The sequence below is a fragment of the Pseudoclavibacter soli DSM 23366 genome, from assembly GCF_000423505.1.
GTDB lineage: Bacteria > Actinomycetota > Actinomycetes > Actinomycetales > Microbacteriaceae > Pseudoclavibacter_A > Pseudoclavibacter_A soli.
Genome location: NZ_AUIC01000003.1, coordinates 38,847 through 56,702, shown reverse-complemented (window position 1 = coordinate 56,702; position 17,856 = coordinate 38,847). Strand labels below are relative to the sequence as shown.

The 17,856-nt window shown below is 63.2% G+C and carries 16 protein-coding genes; 7 read left to right on the top strand and 9 right to left on the bottom strand.

The window, feature by feature from the left end; all coding sequences use genetic code 11:
- Positions 1 to 2,103 (bottom strand): transketolase, encoded by a 2,103-nt coding sequence (gene tkt / locus G557_RS0100285; protein ID WP_028244508.1) that lies wholly within the window; start codon positions 2,101 to 2,103, stop codon positions 1 to 3.
- 161 nt (positions 2,104 to 2,264) lie between these two features.
- On the opposite strand from tkt, the gene G557_RS0100280 reads away from it, so the two are divergent.
- A complete protein-coding gene (locus G557_RS0100280) occupies positions 2,265 to 3,194 on the top strand; it encodes a heme o synthase (RefSeq protein ID WP_036960423.1) in 930 nt (309 codons plus the stop codon).
- An 86-nt stretch (positions 3,195 to 3,280) separates the two neighbouring features.
- On the opposite strand, the gene G557_RS10615 is transcribed toward G557_RS0100280, so the two are convergent.
- The 3 genes from G557_RS10615 to G557_RS10605 are packed head-to-tail and all read right to left on the bottom strand — an operon-like array spanning position 3,281 to position 6,762.
- Entirely contained in the window at positions 3,281 to 4,327 is a 1,047-nt protein-coding gene (locus G557_RS10615; RefSeq protein WP_051223952.1) for a 2,3-butanediol dehydrogenase, read from the bottom strand.
- A complete protein-coding gene (locus G557_RS10610) occupies positions 4,328 to 5,707 on the bottom strand; it encodes an MFS transporter (protein ID WP_245542731.1) in 1,380 nt (459 codons plus the stop codon).
- Between the two features lie 41 nt (positions 5,708 to 5,748).
- The gene (locus G557_RS10605; RefSeq protein ID WP_051223950.1) at positions 5,749 to 6,762 is read right to left on the bottom strand and encodes a COX15/CtaA family protein; all 1,014 of its coding nucleotides are present in this window, start codon (positions 6,760 to 6,762) and stop codon (positions 5,749 to 5,751) included.
- Positions 6,763 to 6,916: 154 nt separating this feature from the next.
- On the opposite strand from G557_RS10605, the gene sufB reads away from it, so the two are divergent.
- Genes sufB through G557_RS0100240 form a run of 5 tightly spaced genes read left to right on the top strand, consistent with a single transcriptional unit; the run spans position 6,917 to position 10,975 of the window.
- Positions 6,917 to 8,335: a Fe-S cluster assembly protein SufB gene (gene sufB / locus G557_RS0100260; protein ID WP_028244506.1), complete on the top strand. Its 1,419-nt coding sequence runs from the start codon at positions 6,917 to 6,919 to the stop codon at positions 8,333 to 8,335.
- 2 nt (positions 8,336 to 8,337) lie between these two features.
- A complete protein-coding gene (sufD, locus tag G557_RS0100255) occupies positions 8,338 to 9,507 on the top strand; it encodes a Fe-S cluster assembly protein SufD (RefSeq protein WP_051223948.1) in 1,170 nt (389 codons plus the stop codon).
- 4 nt (positions 9,508 to 9,511) lie between these two features.
- Positions 9,512 to 9,859 (top strand): non-heme iron oxygenase ferredoxin subunit, encoded by a 348-nt coding sequence (locus tag G557_RS0100250; RefSeq protein WP_028244504.1) that lies wholly within the window; start codon positions 9,512 to 9,514, stop codon positions 9,857 to 9,859.
- Between the two features lie 22 nt (positions 9,860 to 9,881).
- The gene (sufC, locus tag G557_RS0100245; protein ID WP_028244503.1) at positions 9,882 to 10,649 is read left to right on the top strand and encodes a Fe-S cluster assembly ATPase SufC; all 768 of its coding nucleotides are present in this window, start codon (positions 9,882 to 9,884) and stop codon (positions 10,647 to 10,649) included.
- Entirely contained in the window at positions 10,649 to 10,975 is a 327-nt protein-coding gene (locus tag G557_RS0100240; RefSeq protein WP_028244502.1) for a metal-sulfur cluster assembly factor, read from the top strand. Before sufC ends, G557_RS0100240 begins: the two co-directional genes overlap by 1 nt.
- Positions 10,976 to 11,044: 69 nt before the next feature.
- Here the strand turns inward: G557_RS0100240 and G557_RS0100235 are convergent, their stop codons facing one another.
- The 5 genes from G557_RS0100235 to G557_RS0100215 are packed head-to-tail and all read right to left on the bottom strand — an operon-like array spanning position 11,045 to position 16,505.
- Entirely contained in the window at positions 11,045 to 12,682 is a 1,638-nt protein-coding gene (locus tag G557_RS0100235) for a copper resistance CopC/CopD family protein (RefSeq protein WP_169337729.1), read from the bottom strand.
- Positions 12,683 to 12,741: 59 nt separating this feature from the next.
- Positions 12,742 to 13,422 (bottom strand): YcnI family copper-binding membrane protein, encoded by a 681-nt coding sequence (locus tag G557_RS10600; RefSeq protein ID WP_051223947.1) that lies wholly within the window; start codon positions 13,420 to 13,422, stop codon positions 12,742 to 12,744.
- Between the two features lie 2 nt (positions 13,423 to 13,424).
- Positions 13,425 to 14,240 (bottom strand): ABC transporter ATP-binding protein, encoded by an 816-nt coding sequence (locus G557_RS10595; protein ID WP_051223944.1) that lies wholly within the window; start codon positions 14,238 to 14,240, stop codon positions 13,425 to 13,427.
- Positions 14,234 to 15,349 carry an ABC transporter permease gene (locus G557_RS0100220; RefSeq protein ID WP_028244500.1) on the bottom strand — a complete coding sequence of 372 codons (1,116 nt, stop codon included), beginning with the start codon at positions 15,347 to 15,349 and terminating at the stop codon, positions 14,234 to 14,236. Before G557_RS0100220 ends, G557_RS10595 begins: the two co-directional genes overlap by 7 nt.
- Positions 15,350 to 15,368: 19 nt before the next feature.
- Positions 15,369 to 16,505 carry an ABC transporter substrate-binding protein gene (locus G557_RS0100215; protein WP_028244499.1) on the bottom strand — a complete coding sequence of 379 codons (1,137 nt, stop codon included), beginning with the start codon at positions 16,503 to 16,505 and terminating at the stop codon, positions 15,369 to 15,371.
- A gap of 260 nt (positions 16,506 to 16,765) precedes the next feature.
- Here G557_RS0100215 and G557_RS0100210 point away from each other — a divergent pair, with 260 nt between their 5' ends.
- Positions 16,766 to 17,731: a PLP-dependent cysteine synthase family protein gene (locus G557_RS0100210; protein ID WP_028244498.1), complete on the top strand. Its 966-nt coding sequence runs from the start codon at positions 16,766 to 16,768 to the stop codon at positions 17,729 to 17,731.
- Positions 17,732 to 17,856 lie beyond the last annotated feature (125 nt).

Genomic DNA, 17,856 nt, shown 5'->3' with positions numbered 1-17,856 from the left:
TCAGTTGCCTTTCACTTCGGCGAGCGATTCGCGAGCGGCCTGTGCAACAGCGGTCGAAGTGATGCCGAATTCATCGAACAACTCACTGGCTGATGCCGAGGCACCATAGTGCTCAAGGCTCACGGAGCGCCCGGCGTCACCGACGATGCCGCGCCACGTCAGAGCTGAGCCGGCCTCGACGCTGACTCGTGCCCGTACCGCCTTCGGCAGCACACTCTCGCGGTATTCGTCGCTTTGCGCGGCGAACCACTCCAAGCTGGGTGCTGAAACCACCCGAGTGCCGATGCCCTCGCCCTCGAGCACGTCGCGTGCCTCGAGTGCCAGAGACACCTCTGAGCCGGTCGCGATCAACAGCACCTCGGGATTGCCAGAGCGAGCTTCGGCGAGCACGTATGCCCCGCGCAGCACTCCATCGGCTGGGGCAAGGGTGTCGCCCTGCGCGTCATCGCCACGTTCGAAGGTGGGCACCGCCTGACGCGTGAGCACCAAACCGACCGGGCCCGAGCGATGACCGAGCACACCGAGCCAGGCGTAGGCCACCTCGTTGGCGTCGGCTGGGCGCACCACGGTGAAGTCGGGGATGGCACGCAGCGTGGCGAGCTGCTCGACGGGCTGATGGGTGGGGCCGTCTTCGCCCAAACCAATTGAGTCATGGGTCCAGACGAAGATCGAGGGCACGCCCATGAGCGCGGCCAGGCGCAGCGCCGGGCGCTGGTAGTCGCTGAAGATCAAGAAGGTGCCGCCGAACGGGCGGGTCGGCCCGTGCAGCACGATGCCGTTGAGAATCGAGGCCATGGCGTGCTCGCGGATGCCGAAGTGCAGCACTCGACCGGCCGGAGAGGTGTGCCAAGTGTCGGTGGTGCGATCGACGGGGCCGAAGGAGTCTGCGCCCTCGATCGTGGTGTTGTTCGACCCGGCGAGGTCGGCTGAACCGCCCCACAGCTCGGGCAGCAGCGGGGCGAGTGCGTTGATCACTTTGCCGCTGGCTGCGCGGGTAGCGATGGCCTTTCCTGCTTCGAACACCGGCAGTGCTTCGGAGAGGTCTGCAGGCAGCCGATGCCCGAGCAGACGGTTGAGCAGCGCAGCATTCGCTGGATGGCTGGCCTCCCAAGCCTCATAGCGTTCGTTCCATGCGCGGTGGGCTTCAGCCCCGCGGTCGGCGACCTGACGCACGTGCGCCAGCACCTCGGGGTCGACATCGAAGGTCTTGGTCTCGTCGAAGCCGAGTTCACGCTTGAGTGCGGCGACTTCGTCGCCGCCGAGCTTGGAGCCATGGATGGCCCCGGTGTCTGCCTTGGTGGGGCTAGGCCAGCCGATGATCGTGCGCAGGGCGATGATCGAGGGGCGTCGCGTCTCGGCCTTGGCCGCGTCGATAGCGTCAGCCAGAGCTGACACGTCTTCGCGGTACTCGCCGCCATTGTTGGTCCAGTCGACCCGCTGGGTGTGCCAACCGTATGCCTCATACCGGGCCAGCACATCCTCGCTGAACGCGATGTTGGTGTCGTCTTCGATCGAGATGTGATTGTCGTCGTAGATGACCACCAAGCTACCCAGCTCTTGGCTGCCAGCCAGAGAGCTGGCCTCGCCCGTCACCCCCTCTTGCAGGTCACCGTCGGAGGCGATCACATAGATGTTGTGGTCGAAGGGGCTGGTGCCCTCGGGTGCGTCTGGGTCGAGCAGGTTGCGCTCGAAACGCTCGGCGTACGCAAAGCCGACGGCGCTGGCCAAGCCCTGACCCAGCGGGCCGGTGGTGATCTCGACGCCGGGCGTGTGGCCGTATTCAGGATGCCCGGGGGTCAGCGAGCCGGCCGTGCGCAGACTGCGCAGATCGTCGAGCTCGAGCCCGTAGCCAGAGAAGTAGAGCTGTGTGTACAGCGTCAGCGATGTGTGACCGGGGGAGAGCACGAAACGGTCGCGACCGATCCAGGTGGGATCGGCGGGATCATGCCGCAGGTAGCGCTGGTAGAGCAGATACGCGACCGGAGCGAGGGAGATCGCGGTGCCGGGATGCCCCGAGCCGACCTTCTCGACCGCGTCGGCAGCCAACACTTTTGCCGTGTTCACGGCCTTCTGATCCCACACACTCCACTGCACGCTCGACACTCGGGTACTCCTGTTCTTCGATGGGCATCACCAGTATAAGGAGCTGCAGTGCGCGAGCGCCCATAGTGCCTTAGACTGTCGGTGAACTGTGCGCGTGCTCCGAAGTGGGCATTGCCGAAAGGTATGAGACTGCTGTGACGACCAATGTGAGTGTGACCGAGGTGACGCGCATCACCGACGACACCCCATCACTGGGGCAGCGCCTGCGCGCCAAAACCCAGGCGTATGTGGCACTGAGCAAGCCGCGCATCATCGAGCTGCTGCTCGTGACCACCATCCCCACGATGATCCTCGCGCAACGGGGCATGCCGAGTCTGTGGCTCGTACTCACCACACTGATCGGCGGCACACTCAGTGCAGCCAGCGCCAACGCGTTCAACTGCTACATCGACCGCGACATCGACCGGCTGATGCGCCGCACGCGCAACCGTCCGCTGGTCACCGGGGCGCTCACCGATCGCGAGGCGCTTGGGTTCTCCTGGATCGTGGGGCTGGTCTCCATCGGTTGGCTGTGGTTGACCACCAACTGGTTTGCCGCATTTCTCTCAGCGTTCGCCATCTTCTTCTATGTGGTGGTCTACACTCTGCTGCTCAAGCGTCGCACGGCCCAGAACATCGTCTGGGGCGGCATCGCTGGCTGCATGCCGGTGTTCATCGGCTGGGCTGCGGTCACCGGCTCGCTGAGCTGGTCTGCACTCATCCTTTTCGGGCTGATCTTCCTCTGGACTCCTCCGCACTATTGGCCGTTGGCGGTGAAATACCGCGAAGACTACTCAACGGCCGACGTGCCCATGCTGCCGGTAGTGCGCGGGCGCAGTGTCGTCGGGCTGCAGATCGTGCTGTACGCATGGGCGCTGCTGGCCGGTTCGCTGCTGCTGATCCCAGTCGGTGACATGGGCTGGATCTACACCGTCACCGCTGTGGTGAGCGGGCTCTGGTTCCTCTATCAAACACACGCTCTGTATTCCGAGAGCCTCCGTGGCGACGGCAGTCGCTCGATGACCGTCTTTCACGGCTCAATCGCCTACCTGAGCGTGCTGTTCATCGCGGTCGCAATTGATCCGCTCATTCATCTGCCGCTGGCGGGCTGAGCTGAATCCAGCCTCTCGAGAGAAATGGGCGGATGCAGCCGATTTTCCGGTGCACCCGCCCATTGCTCGTCACTGAGTCAGTGAGATCAGTCTTCGAGACCTGCCCCGCTTGGCGAGACCAGCACCTTGACCGCGGTTTCTTTGTGGTTGATCAGCGTGTCGAAGCCCTCATCAACGAGGTGCTCGAGAGCGATTTTCTTAGTGATGAACGGCTTCAGGTCGATGCGACCTGATTCGACCAGCTCGATTGTCTTCGGGTGGTCGTTCGCGTAGGCGATCGAGCCGCGGATATCGATCTCTTTGAGCAGCAGGCGCTCGATGTCGAATTCAGCGCGATGATTCCAGATCGCCACGATGACCAAGCGACCGCACGGTGCCAGCGACTCCACCAAGGTGTCGAGCACAGGCTGCACGCTCGTGGCTTCGAAAGCCACGTCGGCACCTTCGCCGCCGGAGAGGCGTCGAACCTCTTCGACGACATCAACCTCGGCAGGGTTTAGCGCGTAGTCTGCCGAATGTGCGTCGAGAGCTTTCTGTCGGCGCAGCGGGCTGAGTTCTGAGACGACCACGTGAAGGCCGAGCGCCTTCAATACGGCACCGACCAGCAGGCCGATGGGGCCAGCCCCACCGACAATCGCCCACTCGCCGGGCTTGGGATCGGCGCGGCGCACAGCGTGATATGCCACGGTGAGCGGCTCGATGAGTGCTGCCTCATCGAGGGGCACCTTTTTGTCGATGCGGTGAACCCACCGACGCTTGACCACGATGTTCTCGGACAGTCCGCCGCCACGGCCGGCCAAGCCGATGAAGTTCATATCTGGCGACAGCTGATATGTGGGGTTCGCTTCGGTGGTGTCGACGTCGTCGTGGATGATGTAGGGCTCAATGACCACGTGATCGCCGACGGCGAGGTCGTTCACCCCTTCACCGATCTCGCTGACAACACCGGAGAACTCGTGACCGAGCGTAATCGGAGCGGATTCGCCTGAGATGACATGGGGATGACCAGCTGGCGGCACAAAGTTGTTGCCGTCTTCGAACTCGTGGAGATCGGTGCCGCAGATGCCGTTCCAGGCGACATCTACCCGAACAGTGCCTGGCTCGATGGGCTGTTGAGGAATGTCTTCGATCAGTCACGACACATGCTTGGCACCGAACTCACGGTGTCTGCGATAGCGAGGGTCGGTGATCATCGTGTACGCCACGAAGGCGCCGATGAACAAGGTGACTGCCGTGGCGACGAAGACCGCCTGAAAGCCCATCACCATGTGCGCGGGGTCAGGATGCGCTCCGGCGAAGCTCGTGTACAGGGCGGTGTAGACCGATAAACCGATCGAACCACCGATCTGGGTGGTCGCGGTGTTCGCCGCACTGGCAGCACCTGAATCGGCAGGAGAGACCCCCAACAGTGCGAGGTTCTGCACCGGCACGAAGACCATTGCCATCGCAGCGCCCAGCAGCACGAGCGGGGGCAGCACCTGCACCCAATATGAGCCATCGGGGGTGATGCGACTGAGCCAGAGCATGGCCACACCAGACACCGCCGGACCGATGATGAGCATGCGCCGCGGGCCAACTCTGGTCAACGCAATGGTGCACAGCGGCGAGACGATGCCGGTTGCCAGAGTCATCGGCAGCGTCGCGATGCCAGCCGCCAGTGGTGCCAGATGCAGCACTTGCTGCAGATGCCGCGTGAGGTAGAGCATCGTGCCGATGGTGAGGCATCCGGCGATCAGCTGCAGAATCAGCGCACCGCCGCGCACCGGGTCAGTGATGATGCGCAGTGGCAGCAGCGGGTCGCGCACATTGCGCTGCGAGATGACAAACGCTGCGAGCAGCAGTGCGCCGACAATCAGCAGAAAGACGCCGAGGCCGATGTGCTTGCCCGGCTCTGTCTGAGTGAGGCCGTAGACGATGCTGCCCAGGCCGAAACAGACGAAGGCGGTGCCGATCAGGTCGTAGCGATGCCGGCCCTCGGCGCGCCCTTCGGTGATGATCGCCAAGGTGGCCACGAACACGCCGATCATGATGGGCACGTTGACCAGCAGACACCACCGCCAGCTCAAGAATTCGGTGAGCGTGCCACCGAGCAGCAAGCCGATGCCGGTGCCGGCACCACTGATCGCGCCGAAGATCGTGAAGGCGATGTCTCGGTCGCGCCCGCTGGGGAAGGTCGTAGTCAAAATCGCCAATGCCGCTGGAGCCATCAGTGCAGCGAAAGCACCCTGCAGACCACGGGCGATGATGAGCTCGATACCAGTCTGCACCAGACCGCCGTATGCCGAGGCAATGCCGAACCCGAGCATCCCGGCCAGGAAGGTGCGTCGGCGGCCCCAATAGTCGGCAATACGGCCGCCCAGCAGCAACAGCGTGCCGAAGCTCAGTGCGTAGGCGGTGATCACCCACTGGCTCTGGCTGTCGCTCATGTGCAGATCGGCCTGCGCGCGCGGCAGCGCGATGGTGATGATGGAACCGTCGAGCACGACCATCAGCTGGGCGAGCGCAGTGAGCACCAGCACCCACCAGCGGTGCGTGTTCGAGCTGACCGAGGTACTCAGCGGTCTGCGCCTTCAGCGACAGCGGCAGAACGAGGCTGCTTCAGGGCGAGCACCGTGCCGACTCCGGCAGCGGTCAGCGCACCCGCGAGCACCATGTGCACCAGTACGAGTGACACCGGCAGCGCCAGGCGAGCCTGCGTCACCCCGACCGCGATCTGCACCAGTTCAACAAGCAGCAGGGCGGCCGACCAGCGGCGCAGCAGTGCCGGGCCGAAGCGTGCGAGCACCACGATGGTAATGGTGAGCGCGAAGAGCAGATACGCGGAGACGGCGTGCACGTGGTAGATCAGCTCGGCGTCGATGCCGGTGCGCTGCACCTGAGACAAGTCGCCGGAGTGCGGGCCTGAGCCCGTGGCGAACACGCCGAGCACCACGGTGACAGTGAGCACCAGCGTCATGATGTGCGTGATGATCGCTGTGGGCACGCCGACCGCTCGTTCGCGCGGCGCTGCGGTGCTGTGGGCGCGTACCACGAAGACGGTCATGAGAGCCACCAGCACGATTGAGAGCAGATAGTGAAACCCCACGAGGTTCCAGGTCAAGTGGAAGATGACCACCATGCCACCCACGACCGCTTGCAACAGAATGCCAGCCACCTGAATCCAGACCAGCGCGACCAGATCGCGACGTGCAGGGTGGCGGGTGAATGTCAGTGGTATGCCCAGCGTTCGCGACCCGTCGGCGGTGCGACGCAGCTCATAGACGGCGAGCACTGCCCAAGCGGCGATGATCAGCAGCGCACCGGTCAGCGTGCGGTTACCGAACTCGATCAGGCCGTGGATGCCCTGCTCGGGGGTGGTGGTGAATGCGTCGGGCGTGCACTTCGGCCATGAGCTGCAGCCGAGGCCCGAACCGGTGAGGCGCACGAGACCGCCGGTGGCGATGATCACCAAGTTCGCCACGAGCGAGGCGATCGCCGCCCAGCGCACGCCGCGTGAGGGCAGCGGCCAGGTCATGGTGGACGGGCTTGCCTCGCGGTCACGGGCGGGGGACGGGTTTTCGGCACGCATACCTCAATTATGGCCCGAGTTGCCCAAAGCGGGAATTCGACCAGCCCGGCGAAACGTTACTTTCTACGACAATGACGTTAGAGTTGTTTTGCTCGTCGGCAGGCGGGCATGCCCGACGGCGACAACCGTTTGCGAGGGCAGAGAGGAACACACAGTGAGCGATATTCTCGAGCAGAACCCCGAACTCGAGGGGCTCGGCAACTACGAGTTCGGCTGGGCCGACTCCGACGAGGCTGGCTCGCACGCCCGCAGAGGGCTCGACGAAAGCGTAGTTCGCGAGATCTCACGGCTGAAGAACGAGCCTCAATGGATGCTCGATCGCCGCCTCAAGGGCCTGCAGATGTTTGCGCGCAAGCCCATGCCGATGTGGGGTGCAGACCTCAGCGGCATCGACTTCGACAACATCAAGTACTTCGTGCGCTCCACCGAAAAGCAGGCCGAGTCTTGGGAAGAGCTGCCAGAAGACATCCGCAAGACCTACGAGAAGCTTGGCATTCCCGAGGCCGAACGTCAGCGCCTCGTTGCCGGTGTTGCGGCTCAGTACGAGTCTGAGGTGGTGTACCACCAGATTCGCGAAGACCTCGAAGAGCAGGGCGTCATCTTCCTTGACACCGACACTGCGCTCAAAGAGCATCCGGAGTTCTTCGAAGAGTACTTCGGCACGGTGATCCCCGCCGGCGACAACAAGTTTGCTGCGCTCAACACGGCGGTGTGGTCGGGCGGCTCGTTCGTGTATGTGCCCAAGGGTGTGCATGTCGAGATCCCGCTGCAGGCATACTTCCGCATCAACACCGAGAACATGGGGCAGTTCGAGCGCACGCTCATCATCGCCGACGAAGACTCCTACGTGCACTACATCGAAGGCTGCACGGCGCCGATCTACAAGAGCGACTCGCTGCACTCCGCCGTGGTCGAGATCATCGTGAAGAAGAACGCCCGAGTGCGCTACACCACGATCCAGAACTGGTCGAACAACGTCTACAACTTGGTCACCAAGCGCGCAATTGCGCACGAGGGCGCCACCATGGAGTGGATCGACGGCAACATCGGCTCCAAGGTGACCATGAAATACCCGAGCGTGTACTTGGTGGGTGAGCACGCCCGTGGCGAGACGCTTTCCGTGGCCTTTGCCGGCGAGGGTCAGCACCAAGACCCTGGCGCCAAGATGATCCATCTCGCTCCGTACACCTCCTCGTCGATCGTCTCCAAGTCGATTGCTCGTGGCGGTGGGCGTGCCGGATATCGCGGTGAGGTGCGCTTCGGTGAGAACGCTCACCACTCGGCTAACACGGTGCGTTGTGACGCTCTGCTGGTTGATGACATCTCGCGTTCAGACACCTATCCGGCCGTCGACATCCGGGTCGACGACGTCACCATGGGTCACGAGGCCACAGTCTCGAAGGTCAGCGACGAACAGCTGTTCTACCTGATGAGCCGCGGGATGCCCGAAGACGAGGCCATGGCCATGATCATCCGTGGCTTTATCGAGCCGATTGCGCGTGAGCTTCCTATGGAATACGCGCTCGAACTCAACAAACTGATCGAACTCCAGATGGAAGGGGCCGTGGGCTAACCGTGACCGAGATCGTGACACAACCAGGCATTGGGGAGCACAGCCATGGCTATCAAGTTCCCGTGCAGACGCGTTCGGCACGCTTTGCGTCAACCGATGTAGCCGAGTTCGGCAAACCGTCAGTGCGAGAGCTGGTCTGGAAGAACACCCCGCTCGACCGTCTCTCGCCACTGCTCGACGTGCTTGACGGCGCACCCTACCCCTATGCGGCAGTAACCCCCGAGGGATCGCACGCCGAATGGGTCGGCCGCGACGATGGCGTGGTCGGCAGCTCCCAGACCACACCTGAAGACTACGTCTCTGCCGCAGCGTGGAGCGGCTTCGAGCAGGTGCTGTCGATCACCATCGATGCCGAGCAAGAGCTCGCCGAACCGGTCGTGATCACTCGTGCCGAGCTGGGCGAAACCCCGCGCGCGGCGCATACGGTGATCACCGCACGCCACCACAGCAAGGCGATTGTGGTGCTCGAGAACCAGGGCGACGCTCGTCTGGCCGAGAACGTCGAGATCAATGTCGAGGCTGAGGCCTCGCTGACCATCATCTCGATTCAAGAGTGGGGCCCCACCGCGGTGCACGACGCCGAGCACTTCATCAACGTCGGACGTGGCGCGCATGTGCGCCACGTCGAGGTCAACCTCGGCGGCGACTTGGTGCGGGTCAACCCGTCGGCGCGCTTCGCTGGGCCGGGCGGCAATGTCGAGCTTGACGGCGTGTACTTCGCCGATGCCGGCCAGCACCTCGAACAGCAGGTCTACGTTGACCACAACGAGCCCAATTGCGTCTCGCGAGTCACGTATAAGGGTGCGCTGCAGGGTGATGAGGCCCGCACCGTTTGGATCGGCGATGTGCTCATCCGCTCGGAGGCCGAGGGCACCGACACCTATGAGCTCAACCGCAACCTGCTGCTGACCGACGGTGCCCGTGCCGATTCGGTGCCCAACCTCGAGATCGAGACCGGTGAGATCATCGGCGCTGGTCATGCTTCGGCAACAGGCCGCTTCGACGACGAACAGCTGTTCTACTTCCAGTCTCGCGGCATCTCTGAAAAAGAGGCCAAGCGCATTGTCGTGCGCGGCTTCTTGGTCGAGGTGATCCAACGTATCGGCTTCGCTCCGCTGGAAGAACGTCTCGAGGCAGCCATCGAGGCAGAGCTCGCCGACGTGGAGGTGTGATCGCATGGCCGAAACCTCAGACCTGATGCGCATCTGCCCCGTCGACGACGTGCAGGCCGAGTCACCACTGCGCATCATCATCGGCGACGAGCCGATCGCGCTGGTCAAGACCGCCGACGGTGAGGTACACGCCATCGGTGATCGCTGCTCGCATGGCGATATCTCGCTGGCCGAAGGGTTTGTCGAGGGCTGCACGCTCGAGTGCTGGGCACATGGCTCCAAGTTCGACCTCACCACAGGTCGTCCGCTCACTCTGCCGGCCTATGAGCCGGTGCCGGTCTACCACGTGCAGGTGGTAGACGGCGACATCTACATCAATCCCCGTGGCGAGATCGTCACCGAAGAAGCCTAGACAGGCACAGAAGGAACACAGCATGTCATCACTCGAAATCCGCGACCTCAAGGTCAGCGTCGAGACCGATCAGGGTGAGAAGCCGATCCTCAACGGCGTCAACCTCACGGTCAACACCGGCGAGATCCACGCCATCATGGGCCCGAACGGCTCAGGCAAGTCGACTCTGGCCTATGCTGTCGCCGGCCATCCCGGCTACATCATCAAGGGCGGCTCGGTGAAGCTCGACGGTGAAGAACTGCTCGACAAGAGCGCCGATGAGCGGGCCCGCGCGGGTCTGTTCTTGGCCATGCAGTACCCGGTTGAGATTCCGGGCGTCACGGTGAGCAACTTCCTGCGCACCGCCAAGACCGCCATCGACGGTGAAGCCCCGAAGCTGCGCGACTGGGTCAAGCAGGTCAAGGGCTCCATGAAAGAGCTGCGCATGAGCGACGACTTCTTGGAGCGCAACGTCAACGAGAACTTCTCGGGCGGTGAGAAGAAGCGCCATGAGATTCTTCAGATGGAGCTGCTCAAGCCGAAGTTCGCCGTGCTCGACGAGACCGACTCGGGCCTTGACGTCGATGCCCTGCGTATCGTCTCTGAAGGCGTGAACCGCGTGCACGAGCAGAACGACACCGGTCTGCTGCTCATCACGCACTACACCCGTATTCTGCGCTACATCAAGCCGCAGTTCGTGCACGTGTTCGTCAAGGGACACATCGTCGAAGAGGGCGGCCCCGAGCTGGCTGAACGCCTCGAAGACGAAGGCTACGATCGCTTCCTCGATCCCAATGAGGCGCTGGTCTGATGACGACCGAGCCGACGCCCGAGAAGTACGACCAGATCGAAGATTCGCTTCGTGAGGTCGTCGACCCCGAGCTCGACATCAACATCGTCGACCTGGGGCTGATCTACGACCTGTCGTTCGACGATGAGGGCGAACTGGTGATCAGCATGACGCTTACGTCAGCGGGCTGCCCGCTGACCGATGTGCTTGAAGAGCAGATCAGTGCGTCACTCAACGGTGTTGTCGACTCCTTCCGCATCAACTGGGTATGGATGCCCCCGTGGGGGCCGGAGCGCATCACTCCAGAAGGCCGCGACATGATGCGTGCCTTGGGGTTTGCGTTCTGACTCGAGGGTTCACCCGACCCGCATACAGAGCCCGTTGCGTCATCTTCGATGCAACGGGCTCTGTGCGTCTCACTCGACGGTGAAGACCACCGTCTTCGTATACTGCTCGATCTCGCTGTCGACGACCGTCACCATGGCGGTCCATTCGCCGGTGCTCGGCACCGTGACCGTTTGACTGGTGAAGCGCACCGGAGTCGGCTGCCCTGAGCTGATGCTCTGGGGCACCCGGTAGGGCATCTCCACGGCAAGTGCCTGCACACCACCGTCGGGCTGACTGAGTGACACCTCGACCTGCTGTGCCAATGGGGTGTTATCGTCGCCGCTGCGTCGCACGGCGATCACCGTGATCGTCTCAGGGCCCAAGCGCGTCGGCGAGATCGTGACCGTCAAATCATACGGGCCCGCAGCGGTCTGTGCCGTTGTCACCGGAGCATACGCCGCTTTGGCAGGTGTCAGCGACGAGAGCACCCCCGAGAGCGCGATGATGCCAATGGCTGCGATCGCCTCGATGCGCACACGATGACGCAACCGTGCGGTCTGCCCTTCGGCCGGTCGCCCAGTGGTCGACTCGCGCAGCTGTCGCCGTACCCATACGAACCCCCAGGCGCCCAGCGCCAAGGCGACGATGGCGAGCACGAGCTTGGCCGAAAGAACGAGTCCGTACTGTGTGGTGAACAATGCGCCTGGGTAGCCCACCTGAGCGAGCGACTGCACGAGCCCCGAGATCACGAGCGCGGCCACGCTGATGCCAGCGAATAGCGACCACCAAGGCAGTTGTCGCAGTCGCGCCGCGGTGAGCCGCTGTAGCAGCAGAAGCCAGCCCATTGCGAGCAGCCCGCCGATCCAGGTGACCGCGGCAACCCCGTGCACCAGCGTGAAGAGATACTGCCACCATGCCCCTGCGCCGCCATGCCCGTTCTGCACAACGGTTGCCACAGCGGCCACGCCGAGCCCGATGAGAGCAAGGATGCGCGCACGGGTGGTCTGTGACCAGGTCGCCACCAGCCAGGCTGCGGCGAGACAGATCAGCACGCGCAGGCCGATGGCGGTGCCATAGGCGCTGGAGCTGAACGTCCAGAAACCGCTCCATCCGGTGCCGTCGTCTGGCGCGGCTGAGATGGTCCAGGCATATTGCAGCACGAGTTGCACGGTTGAGGAGATCACCGTGATGCCCAGACCGATGAGCGCCGCTCGGCGAGCGGCGCGTTGCTGCCGCTGTTCGGCAGCCAGCAGCAAAGCGGTGGGCAGCAGACCGAAGCCCAGGGCGAGTCCGCCGTAGGTGATCGCCTTGGTGATACCGACCGCAGCAGTCAGGCGGGCATCGGGCTGCACGGCATCTTCGGCGACCAGCGCAGTAGCCGGCACTCCGTAGCCGAACTGCAGTGAGCCTCCGATCGGATGCGTATCTGCTGAGACCAGAGACCAGCTCGCGACGTAGAGCCCCTCAGGCAGGTCGGTCTGCAGCGGGATGCGCAGCACGAGGCGATCATCATCGAGGGTCGCTGCGTCGGTGTCGACTCGATTGCCCTCGGAATCGATGACCCGCACAGCACCTTCGCGCCCGGTGAAGGTGACCGCCTCGTCGAAGGTCACGGTCACCTGCGTCGGTGCCTCGTCGAGTTCGGTGCCATTGGCCGGATCAGTCGCGATGACATAGGCATGTGCGGAGGCCGAGTCGGCAAAGATCACGCCGAAGACTGCCTGCAACGTGAGTAGGAGTGCCAGAGCAGCCAGTGAGGAAAGAGAACGCGCGCGCGCAGCCACGGTCAAGGGCGCCCAATACGACGCAGCGCGATCACGGAGAGCACAAGGGCCCCGAGGGCAGCGGTGGCCCCACCTGCTGAAAGTGCCCACAGCGCGCCGGGTACTTCGACAGGCTGCGCGGTGTCGGCATCGTCGTCGGCTTCAGCGACGGTCACCAGCGGTGCCGGAGTTGCCGGCTCGGGCTGGCTGGGGTCGGCCTGCTGACTCCATGCTGCAGTGGTGCCGTCGGAATAGGTCTGCACGGTGGGGAAGTAGACGGTGCCACTGTCGGGCAGCGGGCCGACCTGCACGGTGAACTCGCCGAACTCATCAGGCGCGATACCGGCGCCGGTAGCTGTCCAGATGACCTCAGTGACCGCACTGGTGAGCGTGTTGCCATGAGCATCTTGCACTGGGGTGTCGAAGTCGGTGCGCACCAGCTGTGCACTCCACCCCGCAACCGGGAGCACGCGCACAGAGGTGAACGGTGTATCGGTGGGCAGGTGAGTGTCGACCTTTACGGTATTGGCTGTGTCAGACTCAGTGGGCACCCGAAACGTCAGTACTGAATAGTCGCCTGGTTCGTCGGAGGAGGCGTCGACCGCCACGTGGGCGAATCCGCCAGCTGCCGGACCGACGACCAAGCCGGCCGTCAGTGTGAATGCCATCAGTGGTCGCCCGATACGGGCAGTGCGCACGGTCATGGTCAGTCGTGTCTCTCCGTCTCACGGGTCGGCTGGTCGTGGCCGGCACCCTCTTCGTCAAGCAACCCAAGAATTCTCTCACGCAGAGCGATGAACTCGGGGGAGGCGGTGTCACGCGGTCTCGGTAGATTGATCTCGATGATCTCACGGATGCGTGCGGGGCGCGGCGAGAACACCACAACCCGGTCACTCAGTAACAGCGCCTCATTGACGTCATGGGTGACCAGAAAGGCAGTGAATCGCTGGCGCTGCCAGAGCGAGAGAATCTCCTGTTGCAGCACCCGGCGCGTGAGCGCATCGAGTTTGCCAAGCGGTTCGTCGAGCAGCAGCACTGAGGGATCGTTGACCAGCGCGCGAGCCAGAGCTGCACGTTGAGCCATGCCTCCCGAGAGCTGGGCCGGCCACGAATCGGCAAAGTCAGTGAGATTCACCAGCTCAAGCGCCTCCTCGATGCGCTGCTGTGACTTCTTGAGGGCGCCTCGTGCTGACGGCCCCAGTGCGACGTTCTGACGTACCGTGCGCCACGGAAACAGCGTTGGGTCTTGAAAGACCAAGGCTCGATCTGGCGATGGTGCGCGCACCGGCGTGCCATCGACCTCGAGGGTGCCGAACAGGGGTCGGTCGAGGCCGGCCAGCAGTCGCAGCAGCGTCGACTTGCCGCACCCGCTGGGGCCGACCAATGCGACGAACTCTCCGGGAGCAGCATCCAACGTGAGGTCGTCGAGCACGGCAAGATCGCTGCCATTGCTGCGAAACGCCTGGGTGACGCGAGTGATCGAGACCTGGGCCGACTTTTGTGCCGTGTGTGTGCTCACCATCGAACCAACTCCTTCTCCCAGCGCAGCACCCAGCTGCGAACGCGAAACAGCAGGGTCAGAGTGACACCGCAGACGAGGATCAGCACGATGATGCCGCCATACAGACCGTTGAAGTCGCCCCAGCTCTTCTTCCAGTTGAGGTACCAGCCGAGCCCGGAGTTCACCCCGAAGCTCTCGGCGACCACCAGCGAGGCGAACGACGCGCCGAGTGCCATGAACAGGCCCGTGAAGATACTCGGCAGAGCGGCCGGCAGGCTCACCCGCAGCACAAGGAACCATGCTCGGGCACCGGCAGTCTGTGCGACGTCAAAATAGGCTTTGGGAACGCTGAGCACACCGGCACGGGTGAGCACCGAAACCGGGAACCACACGCTGAGGGCGATCATGAACACCGCGCCACTGTAAGCGGTCGGCGCCAGCACGAACACGATGGGCACCCAAGCCAGGGAGGGCACCGGCCCGATGAAGATCAGAATCGGGTTGACCCAGTAGTTGGCGGCCTGATACCAGCCGATCGTGACGCCCGTGAGCAGACCGGTGACCAGACCGACCAGAAAGCCGATGCCCAACAGCAGCAGCGAGTTGCCGAGGCTTTCGAGCAGCAGGGTGGTTTCGTCGAGGATGCCACCAAGAATCTCTTGCGGTGCCACAAAATAGGGCGGCTTGAGCAGGAGGGACTTTGCTGTCGACAGCACCCAGAACAGGAACCAGACCCCAGCCCCAAGCAGCCAGGCCGACCCGCGCGCGGTGCGCGCGTGTGCCCAAGCCCCGAGGCGTCCGGGCAGCGCGGATGCTGCCCAGACTAATGCCGCCAGTGCCGCGACGCCCAGCGTCAAAGCAGTCCACAGTGACTCGGTGCGATTGAGGATCTCGCCGTCGCGCAGCGGCAGATCAGCGTGGTTGGGCACCAAGCCGGTGAAAGCGACGGCCACCCACGAGAGGATACCCAGCGAAGTGAGCACCGGGTTGATGCGCTCAGGGTGCGTGACACGTTCGAGTGCGGCATGGATTCGCTCGGCAGAGAGCACTGTGGCCGACGCGGCGGTGGTGGGCGCTACGGGCGCCGACGCACCCACCACTGCGCGATCGACGATCGAGGTTGAGGTCATGGTTCAGCTGCTCCGCGAATCAGTAATCGAAGTCGAGGTCGACGAAGACCTTGTCGGCCAGCACTGACGGATCGACATCAGAGTTCAAGAAGCCGGTCTGCTTGTACTTCTCGATGCCCGGCTCAAGCTGCTCGCGCAGGTTCTTCGGCGAGGGATCGAAGGTGAGCGTCTTGAGCACCGCGAGCGCCTCTTCTGCCGTGCCGCTGATGTAGTTGCCGTCGGCCTCGATCTGGGCAGTTTCTTCGAGATTGTTTCCAGCCCAGCGCGAGCCTTCTGACCAGGCCTCAACGAGCTTCTTCGCGGTCACCGGGTCTTGCGAGACGAAGTCGCTGTTGAGCACCACCGCGCAGCAGGGGGCGTCAGCGTTGTTGCTCAGCCCGTCGGCGATGTTGTTGCTGGAGAGCTCTTTGGCAGTTCCTGCGTCGACGGCCTCGATGATGGGCAGATAGCCGCCACTGGTGGCGATGGCGTCGACGGTGCCGTCTTCGAGCGCCTTGGGCAGCAGCGCCTGCTCGATCTGCACCCATTCAACCTGCTTGGCCTCGGGGCTCGAGTTGATGCCCGCGTCAAGCAAGTCAAGAGAGAAGAAGTTCACGGCAGAGCCCTGTAGCTTGCTGACCCCGATCTTCTTGCCTTTGAGATCGGCGACTTGCGAAATGCTGTCGTCGTTGCGCACGTAGAGATCGAGGCAGCCGTGGTGGAGCCCACCGGAGAGCTTGACTGGAGTGCCGTTGTAGATCGGCCCGAGGTAGTTGAAGAAGATGCCGTTCGAAGCGACGTACTTGCCAGAACCAACGGCCGCGGTCGTGTCCTCTCCGTCACCGGTTTTCTTCAGCGAGACATTGAGACCAGCATCTGAGAAGAAGCCCTTCTCGTAGGCGATGATGAGCGGAGCCTCGCAGACCCCGCTGGGGGAGGTGAGTGCGAGTTCTCGGTCTGCCCACGACTGAGTGACTTGGAGCTTGTTCTGCTGCTTCCAGTACCACCAGCCTCCGCCGCCTACCGCGGCGACACCGGCTGCGACCCCGACGGTCGTCAGTACAGCGCGACGTGAAACGCCCTTGGGCGCGTCGGCGTCGAGGGCGTTTTCGACTGGCTCCGCGGCGTGTGACGCCGCCTGCTGGTCGTGCTTCGGGTCAGAAGTCTCGTTGCTCATACGATGCTCTCTTTCAAATGGGGGCGATCCGCACAAGATCTCCCTCGTGATGGGTGTGTCGCTCAGCGCGACAGTGCCTCATTAGAGCACCGACGGGCGGGGCAGAGCCTTGGCAGCGTCACAAACCGCCGATTTGTACCCTCAGGTGTCGCGAGGGCTGTACCGCTGTGTTTCACTCTGTGTCACTTTGTCTATCGCGACGTGTCGCAGACCAATAGATTCGGTTCACGATTCCCCTCACATCGATCAAATGGAGCGAAATGGCCAAGATTCACAACAGCATCGTCGATCTCATCGGCAACACACCGTTGCTCGAGCTCAGCCGATACGCCGAAAAGCACAACTTGCCGGCTCGTCTGATCGGCAAAGTCGAGTACTTCAACCCGGTGGGCAGCATCAAAGATCGCATCGCCTGGGCGATCATCGATGACGCAGAGCGCAAGGGTGAACTGAAGCCCGGTCAGCTGATCGTCGACATCACCAGCGGCAATACCGGCATCGCACTGGCTGCGATCGCCGCCGCTCGCGGCTACCGTGCAAAGTTCTATCTTGGTGACAACACCAGCCCCGATAAAGAGCGCATCATTCGTGCCTTCGGCGCCGACGTGGTGAGCGTGCCCAACAGTCTGTTCCTTGACCCCTCTGCACTCGAGCAGCTCTTTGCTCGCGCCGAGAGTGAGAACCCGGGGTCGTTCATCGCCAATCAGCTGGGCAACCCGGTGAACCCGCAGAAGCACTACGAGACCACTGGGCCCGAGATTTGGGCAGACACCGATGGTCAGGTCGACTTCTTGGTCGGCGGCGTGGGCACTGGCGGTACCGTCTCTGGTGCGGGCAAATACCTCAAAGAGCGCAACCCTGACCTGAAGGTCATTGTGATCGAGCCAGGTGAATCGTCGCTGCCCAGCGAAGACAACGTCTACCCGCACGAGATCGACGGAGTGCACAAAGTCGACGGCATCGAGGCCGAACTGCTACCCGACAACTACGACATCGCGATCGCCGATGAGATCGTGCCAGTCGAGGCCGACGCCGGTTACGCAACAGCGCGAGAGCTGGCCCGCACCGAGGGGCTGCTGATCGGATCATCAGCCGGTGCCATTGTGAATGCGGCGACCATCATCGCTGCTCGCCCAGAGAACGCCGGCAAGACGGTGGTTGCGGTGCTGCCCGATACCGGTGAGCGCTACCTCTCGGTCGGGGTCTTCGACGACCCGGAGGCCTGATCTAGGGCACACCCATGATGCTGGGGCGGGTTCGGTCGACGAAGACCGGCCCGCCCCATACTGATGTTCAGCACGTATACTGAGCACTTGGCGCGAATCCGCGCCGCAACCCACGACTGATGAAG